This is a genomic window from Sphingomonas sp. Leaf22, from assembly GCF_001421715.1.
Lineage (GTDB): Bacteria > Pseudomonadota > Alphaproteobacteria > Sphingomonadales > Sphingomonadaceae > Sphingomonas.
In genome coordinates this window covers 1-20,921 of record NZ_LMKP01000008.1, presented here as the reverse complement: position 1 = coordinate 20,921, position 20,921 = coordinate 1, and the positions used below count along the sequence as shown (strand labels likewise).

The 20,921-nt window shown below is 66.2% G+C and carries 13 protein-coding genes; 2 read left to right on the top strand and 11 right to left on the bottom strand.

What is annotated here, in order from left to right; genetic code table 11:
* Window positions 1–532: 532 nt before the first annotated feature.
* From ASE70_RS05320 to murB, 10 genes are all read right to left on the bottom strand, one after another.
* Entirely contained in the window at window positions 533–4,258 is a 3,726-nt protein-coding gene (locus tag ASE70_RS05320; protein ID WP_156355995.1) for a Calx-beta domain-containing protein, read from the bottom strand.
* 232 nt (window positions 4,259–4,490) lie between these two features.
* Window positions 4,491–4,712, bottom strand: coding sequence for a hypothetical protein (locus ASE70_RS05315; protein ID WP_056397830.1), 222 nt, complete (start codon window positions 4,710–4,712; stop codon window positions 4,491–4,493).
* Window positions 4,713–4,879: 167 nt separating this feature from the next.
* Window positions 4,880–6,799 (bottom strand): Ig-like domain-containing protein, encoded by a 1,920-nt coding sequence (locus ASE70_RS05310; protein ID WP_056502147.1) that lies wholly within the window; start codon window positions 6,797–6,799, stop codon window positions 4,880–4,882.
* A 420-nt stretch (window positions 6,800–7,219) separates the two neighbouring features.
* A complete protein-coding gene (locus ASE70_RS05305) occupies window positions 7,220–8,809 on the bottom strand; it encodes a hypothetical protein (RefSeq protein WP_056502144.1) in 1,590 nt (529 codons plus the stop codon).
* Window positions 8,809–9,075, bottom strand: a complete 267-nt coding sequence (locus ASE70_RS05300) for a spike base protein, RCAP_Rcc01079 family (protein WP_056398032.1) — start codon at window positions 9,073–9,075, stop codon at window positions 8,809–8,811. The genes ASE70_RS05305 and ASE70_RS05300 overlap by 1 nt, the downstream gene beginning before the upstream one ends.
* Before the next feature lie 206 nt (window positions 9,076–9,281).
* A complete protein-coding gene (locus ASE70_RS05295; protein WP_056397823.1) occupies window positions 9,282–11,006 on the bottom strand; it encodes a TolC family outer membrane protein in 1,725 nt (574 codons plus the stop codon).
* Window positions 11,007–11,154: 148 nt separating this feature from the next.
* Entirely contained in the window at window positions 11,155–12,540 is a 1,386-nt protein-coding gene (locus ASE70_RS05290; protein ID WP_056397820.1) for an HlyD family type I secretion periplasmic adaptor subunit, read from the bottom strand.
* Complete coding sequence (locus tag ASE70_RS05285) at window positions 12,537–14,381, bottom strand: type I secretion system permease/ATPase (protein WP_056397815.1); 1,845 nt, start codon at window positions 14,379–14,381, stop codon at window positions 12,537–12,539. The genes ASE70_RS05290 and ASE70_RS05285 overlap by 4 nt, the downstream gene beginning before the upstream one ends.
* Window positions 14,382–14,427: 46 nt before the next feature.
* A complete protein-coding gene (locus ASE70_RS05280; RefSeq protein ID WP_056502142.1) occupies window positions 14,428–15,720 on the bottom strand; it encodes a UDP-N-acetylglucosamine 1-carboxyvinyltransferase in 1,293 nt (430 codons plus the stop codon).
* Window positions 15,717–16,736: a UDP-N-acetylmuramate dehydrogenase gene (murB, locus tag ASE70_RS05275; protein WP_082450686.1), complete on the bottom strand. Its 1,020-nt coding sequence runs from the start codon at window positions 16,734–16,736 to the stop codon at window positions 15,717–15,719. The genes ASE70_RS05280 and murB overlap by 4 nt, the downstream gene beginning before the upstream one ends.
* 430 nt (window positions 16,737–17,166) lie before the next feature.
* Here murB and ASE70_RS05270 point away from each other — a divergent pair, with 430 nt between their 5' ends.
* Entirely contained in the window at window positions 17,167–18,147 is a 981-nt protein-coding gene (locus ASE70_RS05270; protein ID WP_056502139.1) for an NAD-dependent epimerase/dehydratase family protein, read from the top strand.
* Between the two features lie 265 nt (window positions 18,148–18,412).
* Here ASE70_RS05270 and dapE read toward each other — a convergent pair whose 3' ends face one another.
* Window positions 18,413–19,543, bottom strand: coding sequence for a succinyl-diaminopimelate desuccinylase (dapE, locus tag ASE70_RS05265; RefSeq protein ID WP_056502138.1), 1,131 nt, complete (start codon window positions 19,541–19,543; stop codon window positions 18,413–18,415).
* Between the two features lie 91 nt (window positions 19,544–19,634).
* Between dapE and ASE70_RS05260 the strand changes: the two genes are divergently transcribed.
* The gene (locus ASE70_RS05260) at window positions 19,635–20,657 is read left to right on the top strand and encodes an esterase-like activity of phytase family protein (RefSeq protein ID WP_082438874.1); all 1,023 of its coding nucleotides are present in this window, start codon (window positions 19,635–19,637) and stop codon (window positions 20,655–20,657) included.
* Window positions 20,658–20,921: the final 264 nt, after the last annotated feature.

Below are 20,921 nucleotides of genomic sequence, written 5' to 3'. Positions count from 1 at the left end.
GCTCTCCATTCTGAGATGGCGCGCAAGTGCGATGAAGCCGACGTCCATTTCCCGATCGTCACCCGGGCTTGACCCAGGAGCCCGCTTCTTGCCCGCCGTCATCGAAGAACAGCGGCATCGCGGGTCGAGTCCGGGATGACAATATCGATGGTGCGTACTGCAATTGCACGTGAATGGGTCGCGCGATCGGTTTCCCGCCGGGCACGGCGAACACGATCTGGCGAATAGCGACGGGCAGGGTGTTGACCCGGCAGGACCGGGAACGCTGGCCCAATCGCAATAGGGCAGTTGCCGATCACGTCGGAGCATCGTCGGTGCGCTGCGGACGACCGTTGCGCGGTGGGCCGCTGGCATGTCCGCGGTTTCGTCGCGTGTCGGTCCCGATGCTTCGGTATCGCTCGCGGCCCGCGCCGCGCGGGAATGCAAGGTCGCCCTTGGGCCGATGCTCCAACCGGACCGAAGATCGCTCCAGACGCAAAAAGGGGGGCGGAACCGCAAACCGGTTCCGCCCCCTTCGTCGCCGCCCGGCCGATCAGAGCAGCGCGAGCGCCTCGACCGGATCGGTGGTCGAACCGACCGTGCTGTAGATATAATAAGCGACGCCGTTCTTCATCAGCATGCCATCATATTCGATCGTACGGACACTCGATCCGTTGACCGCTTCGATCGCGATCGAACCGCCGCCCGAAAGGTCGAACACCTTGTTCGAGCCGGCCGCGATCAGGCCGTTCTTGTTGTTGTCCCGCAAGCGAACGGTGGTGACGAGGAAATCTTCGGACGAGAAGTCCTTGATCCGGTCCTTTCCGCCGGCTCCGGTGGCGTCGTAGAAGAACGCGTCGCTGCCGGCACCGCCCCACATCGTGTCGCTGCCGGCACCGCCGATCAGCAGGTCGTTGCCGTCACCGCCGAACAACTGGTCGTTGCCGGCCAGCCCCTCGATCCGGTCGTCGCCACCAAGCCCCTCGATCCGGTCGATCGCGGCAGTGCCACGCAGGCGTTCGCCGAAATTGCGGAAATCGAACTGGGCGAGCGCGGGGTCATGGTCCGACAAGGCCGGGTTGGTGCCACCGCGATTGTTATAGCCGGTGTTGATATGGACGACGTCATAGCTGGCGACCGCGCCCAATTGCTGATCGACGATGACATGGTCGATCGCCTGCGACCGGCCATCGAACATATAGGTATAGCGCTCGGCCTCGGTCAGCTCGGTCACGGTCAGATTGTCGAACCGTGCGCCGCCGTCGCGGGCAGTGCCGTTGGCGTCGACATAGCCGGTCGCCGCTTCCATCGCGCGGTTGAAGTAGAATTCGTTCCAGTCGCCGCCCGCGACGATCCGGTTGGCGGACGATGCCGACTGGATCGTATCGAGCATGTGCCAGACGTCTTCGCCGATGGCGTTGCGCTTGGCCCAGCCGGCATTGGTCGGCTGACCATTGTCGATATTCTGGTCGAGCTGCCAGAATTCGCCCGATCCGCCCTTCGACGGCAGGTGGTTGGCGGCGACATAGACGTCGTTGCCGGCAAAGCTGAACTGGCCGAGCAGCGATTTGCGGGTGTTGGTCCAATCGGCGGCGTTGATCTGGCCGGCGATCTGGCTGTCGTCATGGCCGATCCGGTCGCCGGCATCGCGCACGCCGTCGCCGATCCGGTCGGTAAAGGTGCGGCGCTGTTCGATCGTCGCGTCGGCGGCGAGGTCGCCGAGCTGCACCCGGTTGGTATTGTAGAGAAAGCCGACGCGGATGTTGCCGTTGGGTTGGCCGCCCTCGGCATTGTAGACCGGCAGTTCGTCGACCCACTGGTACCGCTGTCCCGTCGCCGCGTTGACTGCGTCGACTAGCTTCTGCCACGTCAGCGAGGCGTCGGTACCGGTCGAGGAGGTGCCATCGCCCGCGGTCGCGCCGTTATTGTCCTGGATTTCCTCGATCGTCAGGATGTCGGGCGTCTTCAGATTGACGGCGATGGCATCGGCGATCGCGGTGAAGCGCGCGTCAGCATCGGTCGCGGCAAGATTTTCGACGTTGAACGTGCCGATGGTCAGCGCGCGGGCATCGGCGACGATCGTCGTCACTTCGCGCACCGGCGTCACGTCTTCCTTGATCGTCACCGGATCGGTCACGAACAGCTTCAGGTCGGTAAAGTCGAATTCGACGATGCCGGTCACGTCGCCCAGCTTGTCGCCCGCCGATGCGGCGGTGACGAGCGCCGCCGGCGCGGCGGTGGCGAAGTCGGTGAAATCGAGTTCGAGAATGTCGAGATTGGTGTCGCCGTCATGGATGTAGCGCCCGCCCGAACGAACGTCGTCGCGGGTATCGGCGGTATCGGGCGGCGACAGCTTCGGGTCGCCGCCGATCGTGTAGCCGCCACGGCTGTTGATCTGGTCGGCATCGGCATGGACGGTCGAATAGGCTTTCAGGAACGGCTTGCCGCCCGACACGCCGACGAAGCCGTCGGCGACGACCATGTCGGGTACGGTGACCCGCATCCCCTCGATCGTTTCGAAGAAGTCGAGCGCGTCGTTGGCCGGATCGAAACCCGCACCGCCGACCGAATCGAAGTAATTGGGCACTTCGTCGGTCAGAATCGCGCTGGGGATGGCGCGGCCGGGCGATCCGTCGAGGATCAGGGTCGGCAGATCCTGGTTGCTGGCATCCACGGTGATGCCGCTGACACCGGTCAGCACGGTGCGCGGCATGTTGGTGAACGCCTGATACTCCATCACCTGCGCGGTGACGGTCACGAGGTCGCCGACCCGCAGGTTGGGCGCAAGCGCGGCCAACGTCGTGCCGGCGTTGCGATCGTCGCGGGCCATCACGAAAATGCCTTCGGACGTCAGCGCGCTCGTATCCCAGTCGGCGGTCTCTTCGGTCAGGTAGAAACCCTGCCGTGCGCCGGTGCCGTCGAGCGCGGTCACCACCGCCTGTACCGTGACGGTGGTCGTCGATCGGATGTTGAAGCCGCCGACCCCGTCGGCCGTGAGGACGGGGCTGAAGAATGCCGCGCCCTGCACGTCATGGATGCGGAACAGGTCGTCGTTGACGATCGTCGCTTCGCCCAGCGAATCGGTCAGCGTCGCGCCATCGGTGGCATCGGACAGCGCAACGTAGAATTTTTCGTTGCCTTCGCGGACGGTGTCGCCGTTCACCGCGATCGAGATGGTCGCCGTCTGCTGACCGGCGGCAAAGTCGATGCGGCCGTCGGCACCGACGAAATCGCTGCCGGCGGTCGCGGTGTTGCTCATCGTTTCATACGCGACCGAAAACGCGCCGTCGCCGCCCGTGCGGGTGACGGTGAAGGTCGCCAGCGTCTGGCCCGCATCGCCCTCGACCACCGAAACATCGCCGATCGACACCGCGGGCGCGGTGCCGTCGTCGTTCACGATCGTGCCGGTCGCGGTCGCATCGGCGATCGTCGCGCCGCCGGTGGCACCGGTCAGCGTCAGGGCGATCGTCTCGTCCGACTCGCGGATGGTGTCGCCAGCGATGGTGATGGTCACGGTCTTCGCGGTCTCGCCAGCGGCGAAGGTCAGCGTGCCGGCGGGCAACGTCCCGACGATATCGCCGGCATCGGCCGATCCGAAGGTCGCGGCATAGTCGACGGTGGCTTCGCCGTCGCTGCCGCCGTCGCGGGTGACGGTGAAGGTCAAGTCGGTCGTCCCGGCATCGCCTTCGTCCACCGATATGTCGGCGACGCCGAACGCCCCGGCATTGCTGCCGCCGCCGACGGTGAAGCCGCTGGCATAGGCCACGCCGGCGGTGTCGTTGGTGGTCCAGTTCTTCGTATCGGCGATCGCGGCGAGGATTTCGGCGCGGGTGCCGGTCGTCGAGCCGGTATAGGCACCGTTGTCGTCGCCGAAGGCCAGCGCATCTGCGCCGGCGGTCAGGCCGGTCGGGACCGCGCTGGTGTTCGAGCTCGTCGCGTCGCCGGCGAACGCCGTCTTGCCGTCGGCAAAGTTCAGCGCGAACAGGAAGGTCGGATTGGCGGCGCTGCCGGTATAGGCCAGGATCTGATCGCCGCTCGCCGAAGGATTGAGCATCCCGGTCAGGCCGGAAATGGTCACGACCGTCCCGATCTTCGCATCGGCGGGCACGGTATAGGAGACCGTACCTTCATTGGCACGGAAGCCTCCGGCCGCCAGCCAGCCGTTATCGGTGAAATAGAGGGTCTGCCCGGCCAGATCGGCCAGCAGGACGAATGCGAACGACTTTACCCCGGCATCGGCACCATAGCCGACCAACGCGAGATCTCCAGCAACTGCCACGCCACGTCCCCTTGTGATTTGTCCGCTGGGTAGGGTGGTTACATGACAGTCATATTAATTTCCCGTAATCATAATGCTGGCCGTCCTGCTCGGTCGGTTCCGTACCACGATGCCCGAACGTCAGGGGGTCGCGCCCGCGCCAGCCCCGAAACGACGGCGACCGGGAACGCCATCGCGTGCCCGGTCGCCGTCGGTCATCATCACGGGCCGGGGAAGGCCCGGCCCGGCTGCGTTACGCGCTGAAACAATCGTGCATGAACGGCGGGATCGTCTGCATCCACACGCTGGCGAACGGGGTAGCGGCTTCGCCATGCGCCGCCGGCGCGGCCGCGCTGATCGCCAGTACCGCTTCGGCGATGGCGCGCACTTCGCTGGGCGCGAGGATCTCACTGACCGGGTCGCCGCCCATCAGTTCGACTTCGGCAATGATGGCGCAAAGATTATCGAGATGCATGGCTTCCTCCCACCGATTCCCCATCGATAGCCTGTAAAGGTGAAGAAACGATGTGCCAAATGCGCGCGGCGCTTTTCGTTAACTTTTTCGCGTGTGCGGCACGCCGCTGAACGGCAGAACGCCGGCCCTTGCGGGACCGGCGTTCGCTTGTGTCCCGATGGGACGGTTCAGAAGCTCAGATCGCTCGCGTCGGTGCCGACCGATCCGACCAGCGAGTAGACATAGTAGGTCAGCCCGTCGCGGACGACCGATCCGTCGAATTCGAGCGAGTCGATCGCGGCACCCTTGGTATCGCTGACCAGCAGCGAGCCGGTGTCGCCGGGCAGCGCGAACTTGCCGCCGGTGGCGCTGACGATGCCGTCGCTGTTGTCGTCGGCCAGCTTCGTGGTCGTGACGACCAGGTCGTGCTTGCCGAAGTTGCCGATCGTGTCGTTGCCGAGGTCGAGGCCGTGGTTGGTGTCGAAGAAGAACACGTTCTTCGACTTGTTGCGGGCGTCGCCCATGAAGGCGTCGTCGGCGGTGGTGCCTTCCTTGGCGCTCTTCGGACGGGCGCTGGCATCGGCATAGACCGCATGTCCCGCATCGTCGGTGCCGAGGAAGCGCAGCTTCGACACACCTTCGATCACGACGGTGTCGCCATTCTTGCCGCCGTCGATCGACACCTTGTTCCGCGACAGGGCGATGATGCCGTCATTGTTGCCGTCGTACAGCTTGGCATCGGTGACGAAGAGGTCGCTCTTGCCGAAGCCGATGATGCGGTCCTGACCGGTGGTGGCAGCGTTCGAGAAGTGGAAGACGTCGGCGCCGGCGGTACCCGTCAGGATTTCGTTGGCGCTGGCATTGCCATGGATCACCGACGCGGCCTGGAGCAGGTCGAGGAACGGATCGGTCGACACCGGCGGCAGAACGACCGGAGCGACGACCGGGGGCAGTTCGATCACCGGTTCCTCGATGACCGGGGCGGCCTCGATCGACAGGTCGACGGTGGCGTTCGAGTTATGCACACCATCCGATGCGGCATAGGTGAAGCTGTCGCCGCCGCTCCAGCCGGCGTCCGGCGTGTAGATGAACGAACCGTCGGCCGAGAAGGTGATCGTGCCATGGTCCGGACCGTCGAGCAGGCTGGCGGTCAGCTTCTTGCCCTCTGGGTCCTTGTCGTTCGACAGGACGTTGCCGGTCACCGCATTGTCCTGATCGCCGTCAAAGGCGTCGGCCACCGCTTCGGGGGCGAGGTTGACGACGACCGGTGCCTTGCCGGCGTCGATCTGGGCAATGGTCGACTTCAGATTGTCGGTGACGCCCATGTACAGCGTGATCTTGGTCGATTCACCGGGCTTCAGCGTGCCGAGGCCGAAGGTCAGGTTCAGCGTCTGGTCGACCGTCTTGGTATAGCCCTGCGCCTGCGACGTGTTGGTCGCTGCATAGGGATCGAGATTGACGAAGCCGTAGAAGGAAGCGGTCGCCCGGGCGTCCTGCGAATACAGGAAGAAGGGGGTGTCCTTTTGCAGCATCGCGGTGACCAGCGCGCCGTTGCCCTGCTTTTCGATCTTGTTCGCGGTGTCGTACTTGCCGGCCTGATCGGGATCGGCGGTCCGCATGTAGCGGACGTCGTTCATGGTCGTCGCCGAATTGTTGGTCAGCGTGACGTCGATCTTGATGTACTTGGCGTCATTGGCCAGCGTGATGGTCTGTGCGACGCCCAGATTGTCCTTGGTCGCGCCGTTCCAGATCGCCTTGCCTTCGGTTTCGGTGCTGGCATCGCTCAGCTTGCCGTTGATCTGGTGATAGCCGGTGAGCATCTGGTTGCTCTGCACGACCTTGTTCGAACCGATCGTGTAGCCGATGTTGAACCCTTCGATCGAACGGCCCTGCAGCAGCGCGTCGTCGAGCGTGGTCGCGTTGCCCTGGCCGAACCCGTCGAGGTCGGCGAACATGCCGACGCGCAGGAAGCCGCTGTCGGCGTCGGTCGCGAAACCGGTCGGTGCGTTCTTGGTGGTGCCAAGGTTGCCGTCGGCATTGATGCCGATGCTCAGATAAGTGCCCTGAAGATGAAGTTCGCCGTTTGCGACTGCGCTGTTCATGGTCATCGATTTTCCCCGCCGAAAATGATTGTGAAATCTCGGTGGAACTCGCGGTGAGCAGTGTCTGGACTGCTTCGCAAACCCAAGGACCATAGACACCGAATCCCTTTTCCGATGTTCTAAAGTACGAGGTTATAAGGGTGTTTACCGAAGATTGTTGGACGCCCGACGATATGGTGTCCTCGCGAGCTCTCGCGTTCCATTGCAGAACCTTGGCTGATCAAGGACTATTCGGCGTGCCGTCATGATACGGCAAATGGTGGACTGGCCGTTTACCCAAACGGCCGAATGCAGGATTGAAGGTCGTTGATCGACGTCGGCACACCATTGGCCGCTACCGTAACGAATTCTGTCCGATCGGGGGACGCGCGTCCCCCGACGGGACGGATCGGCGCGGGCAACCGGTGGCCCGCGCCGATCCGTTCGTCAGGGCAGATAGGTCAACAGACGATTTCGCGGGGGATTGCCCGAATTCGTTGCGCCGTCATTGCCGATCCACAGCGAATTGCCCTGGATATGAACGCCTTCGACCGAATCGGCCCCGGTCAGGACGTCGATCGCGATCTGATTCGGCCCGCCATAGTCGCCGGTCCGCAGGCGAAGCAGCGATCCGGCCGCGCCGTTCGCACCAAAGGTGACGAGGATATCGCCGACCGCATAGTCACCCTGCGCGGTTTCGACGACGACCACATGGTCGCTGTTCGCGGGCAGCTCGATCGCGCCGGTGCGTGGCCGACCCTGTCGATCGTACAATACTAACTCGTTCTGATCGCGCACGATCCAGAAACCGTCGCGCCGCGAATCAAAGGCGATGCCGTTGTCGCCCGGCAGGACCAGCGTCGGCGCACCCGCCAGCGCGCCCGTCGCCGGATCGAAGCTCGCCAGATAGGTCTTGTCGCCGCTGCTGCCCGCCTGTTTCAACAGGAACCAGATCCGTCCCGTCGTCCGGTCGCAGGTCATGCCCTGACACGATCCGGCAAAGTCGCTCGACAGCCCCAGTCGCGTCAGGTCGAATTCCTCGTCGATCGCCGACAGGTCGGGCTTCATCCGGGTGAACAGCAACGCGGTCCGGGTCGGTCGGCCATTGCCGAGATACCAGCGACCGGCCAGATCGCGGGTGATGCCGGTGACCGCCATGCCGCTGCCGGCGCTAATCGGTGCCGATCCATCGGGCAGGGCGATGCTTTGCGACGACGGCAAGGTCCGGGTGGTCGGGGCGGGCAGGGGGGCGACGCCGACTTCGCGCATATAGCCGGCCAGCGTCGTCGCCAGCGTCTGGTGCTGCGCGTCGGACAGCGTGCCGCCGGCGACGAATGCGCAGAACTGCCCCTCCGAATAGATGTCGTTGGTCAGTCCCAGTCCGATCGTCGCCGATGCCGGCGTGGTCGACGTCGCCGAACTGGTGCTGCCGGTCACCCGGCCGTTGATGATCTGGCGCAGGCGCGACGAACTGCTGCGGTCGATGGCGGTAAAGCCATAGCCGGTGTCGACGGTACCGCCTGCGACCAGCGTCGTCCCGTTCAGCCGCCCGGTGCTGGCATTGCCGACGTTGCGCGGGTTGATCAGCAGCGAGCTGCCGGTGATCGTCCCGATCGGCGCGGCCGGGTTGCGTGCGTCCTTGCGCGTCCACGCGCCCACCATCGCGGCGTTCCGCTGGAACTGCGTCCCCGCAACCGGTGCCAGCGCGGTGTCGATCCAGTCGTCCAGCCCGTCGCACCAATAGCCGCGATCGGGCACGAACACCGGCGTGCCACCGCCGATCGCCGCATCGCGCCGTCCGGTCCAGTTCAGCAGCGCCACTTTCGGACCATGCGCGGCGAGGATCAGCACGGTATCCAGCCGGCTCCAGATATCGGCATCGATCAGCGCGCCGATCAGCCGGTCGATCTGCGCCGTCCGGTCGACGGAGGGCGGCGGGTCCATCCGCGCGATCAGGTCGCGGGTCGCACCACGCCATGACGGCGTGGCCCTGCGTCGCCCGCGCGATGCGCCGACATTGAAGGCGAACCCCAGCATCAGCCGAGCGCCACGATCGCGGTGGCGGTCGTTCCGGTCGCACGCACGAACTGCGCCCGCACCGGCAGCACGCTGCCCCCCGGCACCGCGCTCAACACGATGTCGGCACTGCTGTCGACGCAGCGCAGCGTCACGTCGCCGCCGCCCCCGATATAAAGCGCCTTGGGCAGACGGGGCAGCGGTGCGCTGTCGCTCGGCGTCACCGCGACCGCGGTGCGGGCCGGACCGACCGGCGAATCGGTGAAGGACTGGAACGGATCGGACATGAACATTCTCCCGCTGACGATCCAGGTGGATCGTTCACGGTTCGTTCCATAGGCGACAGCTTGTAGGAAAGTGTTTTCGCAAGTGTGCGGTCGGACGGAGCGTGCGCCTCGGGTCCCGTGCCCCGGCAATTCACGAAGAGATCCTTTGCCGATCAGCCCGTCCAGAAAAAACGCGGCCGGACCAACAGCCCGACCGCGCCAGATCCTCAGTCGTCCTTGCGGGCGGCCGCCGGGTTGCGTCGTGCCGACGGCGGGGCGGTATCGTCGGCCGGGAGCGCGATCGCACCGGGGTCTTTGAACACCGGCAGCGCGGTGCCGAGCGGACGGCCGGGCAGCGGGGCGGTCGGCGGCAGCAGGTTCGGCGGGCCGGCGACCGGCACTGCCGGCGCTTCCTTGGGATCGTCCGGCGCGCGCGCCAGCTTGTCGAGGACACTGACGAAAGGCTGGAAGGGATCGATCTGCATCGCCTTCTGTTTCTTCAGGTTGCGCTCCATGTCATAGGTCGCGGCCCCCGGATTGAGCAACGCGGTTTCCAGCCGGCCGATATAGGTCAGCAGCGTCGCCTGCGAGCTGTAACGCTGATATTCGGCGTTCGCGACCAGCTGTTGCGAGTTGAGCAGCCGCTGCTCCGAATCGAGCACTTCGAAGTTCGAACGGAAGCCTTCCTGGAATCCGCGCCGCACGCCTTCCAGCGCGCGGGCCGCCGCCTCGACGCTGCGCAGGCCGATCGTCTGCTGTTCACCCGACGAGATCGTCTGGTTCCACGCCTGCTGCACCTGCGACGACACGCCCCGGCGGGTCGCCTCGACGGTGAACGCCTGCGCCTGCTGGTTCGCCAGCGCTTGCCGCACGCGCGAATCGACCACGCCGCCGGTCAGCAGCGGCACGGTCAGCGTCGCCGACGCGCTCGCGCCGCGACGCAGATTGTCGAAACCGATGCCGGTGGGGTCGTTCAGGCCGATCGACGCATCCGCGCTCAGCACCGGATTGCGCTCGGCACGCTCGGCGGCGATCCGCGCCCGCGCGCCGCGTTCGTTCAGGATCGCCTGCCACAATGCCGGGCTTTCCTGCTCGGCGCTGCGGAACGCGAGGTCGATTGATGTCGGGATGCCCGGGAGAACAGGCGGCGGGGCCAGATTACCCGGATTGCGCCCGACCGCGACGGCGAAACGGCCGCGGCTGCGCTCCAGATTGGCCTCGCCCTGCGCCAGCTGCGCCTGCACCAGCCCGAGCTGGGCCTGCGCCTGATTGATGTCGGTCTGGGTCAGGTCGCCCGCGCGTTCGCGCGCCTGCGCCTGATCGACCTGCCGCTGGTACGAATCGACCGAGCGCCGCTGGATCGCGATCAGCGTCTGGTCGCGCAGCACCGATGCATAGGCATCGACGACTTCGAACAGGATGAAGCTCTCGACCTCGCGCAGCCGTTCGCGCGCCGACAGCACATCGGCCTCGGCTGCCGACACCTGCGCGGCGGTACGACCGCCGTTGAACAGGATCTGCGACGCGGTCAGCGACGCGCCGGTCGCGCGGTTCCGGTTGGTGACCAGATCGTTGAAGAAGATCTGCCGCTGCACCTGCTCCTGGTACCGGACCGTGCCGACGACGCTGGAGCGCAGACGATAGGGCGAGCTGGCCTGGATGACGCTTTCGTCGATCGAACGCAGCTGGGCGCGCTGCGCCTCGAGCTGCGGATTGTGGCGATAGGCATCGGCCACCGCCTCGGCCAGCGTTTCGGTCCGCGCATTGGGATCGGCGGGCAGGGTCGGGATTTCCGACGACACCGGGTCCGACCGCATCGGGGTGAGGGCAGGCTGCGCCGGTCGCGTGGCCGGTCGCGTCGTCGGACGGGCGACCTGCGCCATCGCCGGGGCGACCCCGGTCAGCGCCACCGACAGCAGCAACAGTGCGCGCGAACGATATCCCGCCGACATAAAATCCCCCTTGTCAGAACCTGCCTCCGGCTTCCCTGTCCGGACGGGCGGTCGTGTCGATGCCGCGATCCTTATCGCAGCGCCCGACAGAAGTAACCCTGATAAGTGCCGGACGAAGCGCGTTTCCGCCCGTCCGGCACAGGGTCGATCAACGCTCGTGCAGCGACCGGCGGAACGCCTCGGTCAGCGGATCGAGCATATATTGCAGCGCGGTACGTGGACGCAGCTTCACCAATACGCTGACCGGCACGCCGGCGCGGATGCCGGTGTCGGCCCCGCGGACTTCCTTCAGCATCGCGATCTGCGACTGCGGCACCACGATCTCGGCGGTGAAGTAGCTGCGGCCCGACTTCTCGTCGGTCAGGCTGTCGGCGGACACGTTGCGGATGTTGCCGAGCAGAATCGGCAGATCGCGTTCGTGCAGCGACAGGAACTTCACTTCCGCTTGACGTCCTTCATAGACGCCGTCGATGTCGCTCGGGTCGAAATTGGCGCGGACGACCAGCGGTGCGGCATCGGGCACGATGTCGAGGATCGGCTGTCCGGCCTGCACCACGCCGCCTTGCGAGAAGACGCGCAGTTCGACCACCCGCCCGGCGACCGGCGCGCGGATGACGGTGCGTTCCAGCTGTTCCTTCGCGGCGATCCATTTCGGCATCACCTCGTTCAGCTGGAACTGGGTATCGCGCAACAGCGTCGCCGCGTCCTCGATATACCGACGCGAGGTCGCGACCGACGATTCGCGGGCCTGACCCACCTGTTCGCGGGCGGCACGAGCGCGCGACGCATAATCGGCATCGGCCCCTTCAAGCTGCTGGATCGACCGTTCGATCTGGCGGACGGAGTTGCGCGAGACATAGCCTTCATCGGCCAGCCGCTTGGTGCTGGCCAGCTGTTCCTCCAGCGAGCGGCGCTGTTCGGAACTGGCGCGCGACTGCGCCGAATAGCCGCCGATGCTCTGCGACGCTTCGGCCTGTTGCTGGCGGATCACCGCGCGGTTGGCGGTCAGCGCGTTGTTGCGCGCGCTCTGCTGCGCGATCTGCAACGTCTTGGCGCGTTCGACCAGCGTCCGGTCGTCGCCGGTCGCCTGTGCGAAGCTTGCCGGCCACTGGATCGGCGTGCCGCGGATTTCGGCTTCGAGGCGGGCGCGCTGCGCCTGTAGATCGATTACGCTGCCGGCGAGCGCGCGTTCGGTCGCCTGAACCTCCGCCCCGCGCAGGCGGATGATGACCTGCCCCTGGTTGACGTGCTGCCCCTCGCGGACGTCGAGATGCTCGACATAGCCGCCGTCGCGGTGCTGCACCGTCTGGCGATTGCCCGACACCACGACCCGGCCGTCCCCCGCCGCCGCCGCATCGAGCCGGGCGAACGACGCCCAGCCGAGCAGCACGACGAAGAACAGCACGGCGATGATGACGCCGGCGCGCAGCGCCTTGTTGGGCGAATCGTCGATTTCCAGCCGTTCGCGGATCGCCTGCGCGACCGGTACGATGTTCTGCCCCGTCTGGGGGGCGTTCACCAGTTCGCCGCTCACGCTTCACCTCCGTTGGCGCGGTTGCCCGTCGCATCGTTCTGCGCACCGTCATTGCCCGGTAGCGGCGGGCCGGACGGCGGGGTCGCCGGTCCATGATCCGACTGGGGCGGGGTTCCGCCACCCGGCGCACCCGCGCCCTGCTGCTCCATCTGCGGTGCGGCGGGACGGATCACCTTGCTGCGATCGTCATAGATCTGGATGACGCCGTCGCGCAGCAGCATGACCTTGTCCACCGCCTGCAACAGACCCGTCCGGTGCGTCGACACGACCACGGTCGCGCCGCGCTCGCGCAGATGCTGCAGCGTCTCCATCAACCGCCCCTCGGCACTGATGTCGAGGTGCGCGTTCGGTTCGTCGAGGAACAGGATGCGCGGTGCCCCGAACAGGGCGCGCGCCAGTGCCACCACCTGCCGCTGCCCGGCCGACAGACCGCCGCCCTCGCGCATCGCCAGCTGCGTGTCATAGCCGCGCTCGAACCGCAGGATCAGGTCGTGCGCACCGGCCAGTTGCGCGGCGGTCACCACCTGCGCATCGAGCTCCGGTCCGCTCAGCCCTTCGAACTGGCGGAAGCGCGAGATGTTCGAATGAACCGTCGCCGGGAACAGCGTCGGCGTCTGCGGCATATAGCCCATATGCCGGCCCAGCTCTTCGCGGTTCCAGTCGTTCAGGCTGGCCCCGTCGACGCGAATCTCGCCCTCGTCGGGATCGATTGCCCCGGCCAGCGCGCGCAGCAGCGTCGACTTGCCGGCACCCGACGGGCCGACCAGCGCGACGATGGTGCCGGGTTCGATGGTGAAGCTGAGCTTGTTGAGCAGCACCCGGTCCGAACCGGGCACGCGGATCGTCAGGCCGTCGACCTCGATCCGGCCGCGCGGATCGGGCAGCGAGGTGCGCTGCACGGTCACGTCGGGCAGCAGGCAGAAGGCGTTGAGACCCTTATACGCGTTCTGCGCGCTGATGACGTTCTTCAGCGCATTCAGGATCTGTTCGACCGGCTGCAACGCACGGCCGAGGATCAGCGACGCGGCAAAGATCGCGCCGCCCGAAATCTGCTGGTTGATCGCCAGATAGGCACCCAGCGCCAGCGCCATCGACTGCAGGAACAGGCGGAAGAACTTGGTGATCGCGAGGAAGATGCCCGACGTGCCGGCGATATCGCCCTGCGCGCGAACCAGATCGGCGCGCTCGACCAGATGGCGGGTGACCAGCGCGCTGCGCATGCCCAGCGCCCGGGCGACTTCGGATGCCTGGATCGAATAATCCTGCGACCGATACGCCATGGTCGTGCGCTGCCCGACCTCGTTCAGCTTGTTCTTGGTCGTCTTGTCGCTCAGCACCGCCAGCGTGATCAGCAGCGCCGAGCTGATGAGCGCCAGCAGGCCGATCAGCGGGTGCAGCAGGTACGAGATGATGATGTAGATCGGTGCCCAGGGGGCGTCGAACATCGCGATGATCGCCGGCCCGGTCAGCGTACCGCGCAGCGTATCGAAATCGCGCATCGCCTGCGCGCGCTGTGCCGGCGATGCGCCGTTGCTGCCGAGGATGCGATGCAGGATGTTGCCGGCCGCCATCTTTTCCAGCCGCATGCTGGCCTGCAACAGCAGCTTCATGCGCACCGTGTCCAGCGCGGCGAAGACGATCAGCGAGATCGCGAGGATCAGCGACAGGACCAGCAGCGTGGCGACGCCGCGCGTCGGCACGACGCGGTCGTACACCTGCAACATGAAGATCGAGGGCACGAGGTACAGGATGTTGATCAGCCCTGAGAAAATGCCGGTGGCGATGAAATGCCGCCGGCATTTGCGCAGGGCTGCCTGCAACGGGTTCGATTCGTAGGACATGGGAAGAAGCCGAATCCCTTTAAAACGGGCCAGTTAGATGCGCGCGTTATGAGCCATGATAGGCAAGCGTGGCGTTAAGACCGCGCGCCTTTTCGAGAAATTTATCATAGCCGCGCTCGATCTGCCACGCATCGCTGATGCGTGTCTGTCCCGCGGCCTTCATGCCGAGCAATGCCAGCGCCGCACCCGCGCGCAGATCGGCGGCGCGAACGTCCGCGCCGACCAGGGTCGGGGTGCCGATGATATGCGCGGTGCCGTCGCGCACGAAGCTGCGCACGCCCATCCGCTCGAAATCGGGCAGATAGGCATAGCGGCCGGCAAAGCGCAGGTCGACGATCCGCGACTCGCCCCGCGCGCACGCGCCGAGCGCGGCGAACAGCGGCTGCATGTCCGAATTGATCCCCGGATAGGGGCCGGTGCTGATCTCGACCGGATAGGGGCGGCCCGACCGGACGATCGCGACATTGCCGTCGCGAAAGATCTTGGCGCCGCTTTCCCGCAGGAAGATCAGCGGGACTTCGAGATCGTCGAACGGAAAATCGCGGATTTCGACGTCGCCGCCGGTGATGACCGACCCGACGAGCCACGTCATCGCTTCCATATTGTCGGGCATCACCCGCCGGCTGGTGCCCGACAATTCGGCCACGCCGGTAATCTCGATGCTTTCCTGCCCATAGACGGTGATCGTCGCGCCCATCGACCGCAGGAAATCGCACAGGTCGAGGATTTCGGGCCGGATATGCGGGTTCCACAGCCGCGTCGTACCGCGTGCGAGCGAGGCGACGAGCAGCGCATTCTCGGTCGCGCCGGTCGAGCGCAACGGCAGCACGATCTCCGCCCCGGTCAGCCCGTTCGGCGCTTCGGCATGGAGCCGGCCCTGCTCGCCCCATACCCGCGCGCCCAGCCCGGTCAGCACCAGTTCGTGCAGGTCATAGCCGCGCCCGCCCAGATCGCATCCGCCGGGCAGCGGCACGCTGCCCGCGCCGTTCCGCGCGACCAGTGCGCCGAGGATCAGCAGCGTGTTGCGGATCGAACGTCCGTCCCACACCAGTTCGGCCGGCGGCGGCGATGCCTCCTCGATCGTCAGCGCGTCGCCGGCGACCGTGCAGCGTTTGCCCAGCGCCTCCAGCATCCCGACATGGACCTGCGCATCGAGCAGCCCTTGCGGATAATTGTCGAGCACGATCCGTCCGGCCGTCAGCAGCGACGCCGCCATCAGCCGCAGCACGCTGTTCTTCGCCCCGCTGACGGTGACGATCCCTTCGAGCCGCGACGGTTCGACGCTCAGGATGCGGGTCGACGGCTGCGCGACGCTTGGTTTGTCGATGATGACGGTCATGCGCGATCGGCCAGCAGGTCGGCGACTTCATGCGCCGGACGCAGGACGCCATCGGGGGCGAGGTGGCGGACTTCGGCGTCCATTGCGATCCCCGACATGGCGGCGACCGAGCGTCGCGCCAGCCGGATCAGGTGCAACACGTCCTGCGCCCGCGCGCCGCCATTGTTGACGATGAAATTGGCGTGGTCCGGCGAAATCTGCGCGCCGCCCGCCGACACACCCTTCAGTCCGGCCCGCTCGATGGCGAGGCCGGGGGGGCCGATCAGCGAATAGAGCGCCGGATCGCTGACGAACACCGATCCGCAATTGGCGCGCACCATCGGGAATTTGGCGCGCCGCGCGGCAAGGATCGACAGCGCCTCGCGCCGCATCGCCAGCCGGTCGCCGGTCGCGAAGCGCAACTGTGCCGCAACGACGATCAGGTCGCCGCGCTGCAATCGCGACGCGCGGTACCGATAGTCGAGATCGTCCTGCGTCAGCCGATGCATCCGCCCGGCAGGATCGATCGCCTCGACCCGCACGACATTCTCGCCGATGCCCTTGCGCTGGCTGCCGCCGTTCATGGTGATCAGGCCGCCCAGCGTCCCCGGAATGCCGATCGCATGGACCGCCCCCGCCAGACCCCAGTCGATGACCTGCCGGACGAACGCCGGCACCCACAGCCCCGCACCGGCCTCGACCAGCCCGTCGCCGAGGTTGCGGATACCGCCGAGCCCACGCCCGATGCGCAGCACGACGCCGCGAAATCCGGCATCGTCGAACAACAGGTTCGATCCGTCACCGATGACGATATGGCGCGCATCCTGTTCGGCAATTACCGCCAGCGCGGTGGCCAGCGTCTCGACCGATTGCGGGGTGACGACGATATCGGCGGGGCCGCCGATCCGCCAGCGGCCGAGCGTCGCCAGCGGCACATCGGTCGCGACCTCCCCCAACGGAAGCGCACGGCGCAGCGCGGCGGCGACGCCGGCGTCCGGCGCATGGCCCTGCGGGGCGAGATCGGCAGCGAAAGTCATCCGTCCCTGTTCCCCGTTGGCCAGACGATCCCGGCACCTGCCAAGCCCGCCGCGGTTCGGCCCAGATCCGTCGGCGGTTTCGCGTCCGGCAAGGTCGTTGATCGGCGGTGCCTTAGATCGTCCTTGGCGACGGGTCCAGTCCCGCTGCATTGCCGCCCAAGTCATTGGGAAATCGATACACGCCGGGTCATGCGAATTTGTTAACGGCGACCGGCATATCCCGAACATCGTCGGCCGCATGTCTTGCATGGCGGCGGATGGCCGATATGCTACGGCCTTTGATGAGTGTTCCTGCGTATGCCGATGTTGCACCGCGGCACGATACCAACTTGTTGCGGTAAGGGAAACGGATGATACGCGACCGACAAACCGGTTCGGACCGGGCGATGCCGAACGATCCGACCATGGGCATCGCGGCGGGTCTGCGCTGATGTCGGGTCCGATCCTGGTGACCGGCGCGGCCGGGTTCGTCGGTCATGCCACCGCGCATCGCCTGCTCGCGCGCGGCGAGCGGGTGATCGGCATCGACATCCTCAACGATTATTACGACGTGACGCTGAAGGATGCCCGGCTCGCGACGTTCGACGGGATCGATGCCTTCACCTTTCACCGGGTCGACGTGTCCGATGCCGCTGCGGTCGCCGCGCTGGTCCGCGACCATGATATCCGCCGCGTCGTCCATCTCGCGGCGCAGGCGGGGGTCCGGCACAGCATCGACAACCCGTTCGCCTATGAACGCTCGAACGTCGGCGGCCAACTTGCGATACTGGAAGCGTGCCGCCATTCGCCGGGCTTCGAACACCTCGTCTATGCCTCGTCCAGCTCGGTCTATGGCGACAAGCCGATGGGCGGGGAGGGGTTTCGCGAGGATGAACCGGCAAACCGTCCGGTCTCGCTCTATGCCGCGACCAAGCGCGCCTGCGAATTGATGAGCCAGTCCTACGCCCATCTCTATCGCATGCCGCAGACCGGCCTGCGCTTCTTCACCGTCTATGGCCCATGGGGCCGGCCCGACATGGCCTATTTCAGCTTCACCGAAAAAATCGTCGCCGGCACCCCGATCGAAGTCTTCGGCGAAGGCCGGATGGCGCGCGATTTCACCTATATCGACGATATCGTCGACGGTATCATCGGCGCGCTCGACCATCCGCCGACGCCCGGCGCCCACCGCATCCTCAATATCGGCGGCAGCCGGCCGGTCGGGCTGATGGACATGATCGAGACACTCGAACGCGCGATCGGACGCGACGCGGTGAAGATCATGAAGCCGATGCAGCCCGGCGACGTCACCGCGACCTATGCCGACATCTCGCAACTCCGCGCGCTGACCGGCTACGAACCGAAGGTCCGGCTGGCCGAAGGGCTCGGTCGCTTCGCCGAATGGTATAAGGGTTATTACGGGGTGAATTGATGGCGGCGACTTGCTCGCCTCGTACGTCATTCCCGCGAAGGCAGAAATCCATCGACGCAATGGCGCGAGGTTATCGCCAGGGCCTTATTCACCTCACCGGAATCGTCGCCCCAGCGAAGGCTGGGGCCTCGTGCGGTTCCTGCCGCGTGCTATCACCAGAAGATCCCAGCCTGCGCTGGGATGACGTTCGGTTCGATATGGGTGGATCAGGCTCTAACGTCGGCGTGAATGGATTCCCGCCTGCGCGGGAATGACGTACGTCGCCTTATTCCCCCGCCAGCGCCGCCTCCACGATATCGACATAGATCGCCTCCAATAGCCGCAGGTCGTCGACCGCCACCGCCTCGTCGACCTTGTGCATCGTCACATTCAGCAGCCCGAACTCCACCGTCGGGCACAGCGCCGACAGGAACCGGGCATCGGACGTGCCGCCGGTGGTCGACAATTCCGGCTCCAGCCCGGTATGCTTGCCGATCGCATCGGCGATCAGCGTCGAAAACGCCCCCGGTGCGGTCAGGAATGCCTCACCCGACACCCGCCCGACGACCTGTGCTTCCGGCGCATGTGATCGCACGACGCCCGCGATCCGCTCGACCAGTGCGTCGCCGCGCTGCTCGTCGTTGAACCGGATCGACAGCCGCGCCGCCGCATGACCGGGGATGACGTTGGTCGCGGGATTGCCGACGGTCAGGTCGGTGGTCTCGATATTCGACGGCTGGAACCACGCATTGCCCCTATCGAGCACGATCCCCTCGATCTCGTGCAGCGCGGCGATCAGCGGGGTGATCGGATTGTCGGCCAGATGCGGATAGGCGACATGCCCCTGCCGCCCCGGCACATCGATCCAGATATTGACCGATCCGCGCCGCCCGATCTTGATCATGTCGCCCAGCCGCTGCTGCGACGTCGGCTCGCCGACCAGACACAGGTCGGGCGCGATGCCCCGCGCTGCCATGCGATCGATCAGCGCGCGGGTGCCGTACACCGCCGGTCCTTCCTCATCGCCGGTGATGATCAGACTGATCGTTCCCGCCTCGACCGGCACCCGCGCCGCCGCGGCGACGAACGCCGCGACCGCGCCCTTCATGTCGACCGCGCCGCGCCCAAAGATCATGCCGTCGCGGATCGTCCCGCCGAACGGATCGCCCTGCCATCCATTCCCGGCGGGTACGACGTCGACATGGCCGGCAAAGGCGAAATGCCGTCCGCCGTGCCCCCGCACCGCCAGCAGGTTTTCGACCGGTCCGTCCGGTGCTTCGCCCACGGTGAAGCGGTCGACGTCGAAGCCGATCGCGGTCAGCGCGGTCTCGAGCACATCGAACACGCTGCCGGTCGCCGGGGTCACGCTGTCGCAGGCGATCAGGCGGCAGGTCAGGTCGACGACATCGGCAGACATAGGCTTCTCCACGCGGATTTCGTCGCGGCTGTACCCTATGCCGGGGCAAACGCCACTGGCGCTGGGGCGTTCGGACGCTACAGCCGGGGCGATGCGAATCCTGTTCGTGATATTGGCGGTGCTGCTGCTCGTGCCCAGCTGGAGTGGGGCCGAACGGCTACCGCTCTATGCGAAGGTGCCGACGATCACCGCCGATCGGGTCGCGCTCTATCCCAAGAACCCCCGGCGGCGTGATCGCGGACCGTTCACCTATTTGGGCGGGGTCGTCCTGCGCGGTAACGATCCTGCGTTCGGGGGCTTTTCGTCGATGCACGTCGATGGCGACCGGTTCAGCCTGTTGTCCGATGGCGGATCGCTGGTCCAGTTCACCATGGGTGCCGACTGGACCCCGCGCGACGTCGCGATCCGCGAGATCGCCGGTCCCGGCACCGGCTGGGAAAAGCGCGATCGCGATACCGAATCGCTGGCGGTCCGGCCCGACGGGTCGGTGCTGGTCGGATACGAACGCCATAACCAGATCTGGCGCTTCACCGCCGACCTGTCGCGCACCCTGTCGCACGCCGCGCCGCAGCGCATGGCCGACTGGTCGGCGAACAGCGGTGCGGAGGCGATGGCGCAGTTGCACGACGGCAGCGTCGTCGTGTTCAGCGAAAGCCATGGCGAGAAGGGGCGGCGGGGCTATAGCGCGATCCGCTTCCTCGGCGATCCGACCGATCCGAAGACGCCCCGCTACGGCTTTCGCTATGCGCCGCCCGCCAGTTTCGTGAATACCGATGCCGCGCAACTGCCCGATGGCCGGCTGCTGGTGCTGACCCGTCGCACCCGGCTGAAGGACTTTTTCACCACCGGCATCGAACTGGTCGACCTGCGCGGCGTCCGCCCCGGCCAGTCGCTGCGCGGCCGCACGCTCGCCCGGCTGGTGCCGCCGACCCTGCACGACAACTTCGAAGCGATGGCGATCACCCACGAAAGCGGACGGCGGATCCTGTGGCTGGCGAGCGACGACAACCAGTCGATGCTGCAACGCTCGCTGCTGCTGAAATTCGCGATCGGCCCGCTGCCAGAGTCGTGGCAGCCGAAACCCGGGAAGCCGAAGGCCCGAAAGCCCCGCTGAACATTATATCGTCATTCCGGCGAAGGCCGGAATCCACGGACCCGGCCGGCATCGGCTCCACCGAAAAGCCCCGTGTCCATGGATTCCGGCCCACCGGTGACCGATGCGAAATTCGCCAGCGTCGCAAAAAAACGCGCCGTACCCCCGCGCAGGCGGGAGTGTTCACTTCGGACTCTGTAGACGTTTTCTGGCGAGGAAGATGTCGAGGGTGATCTCGAGCATCTGTTGGGTCTTGGAGGCGCGTTTGGTTCGGCGGTTGAAGCG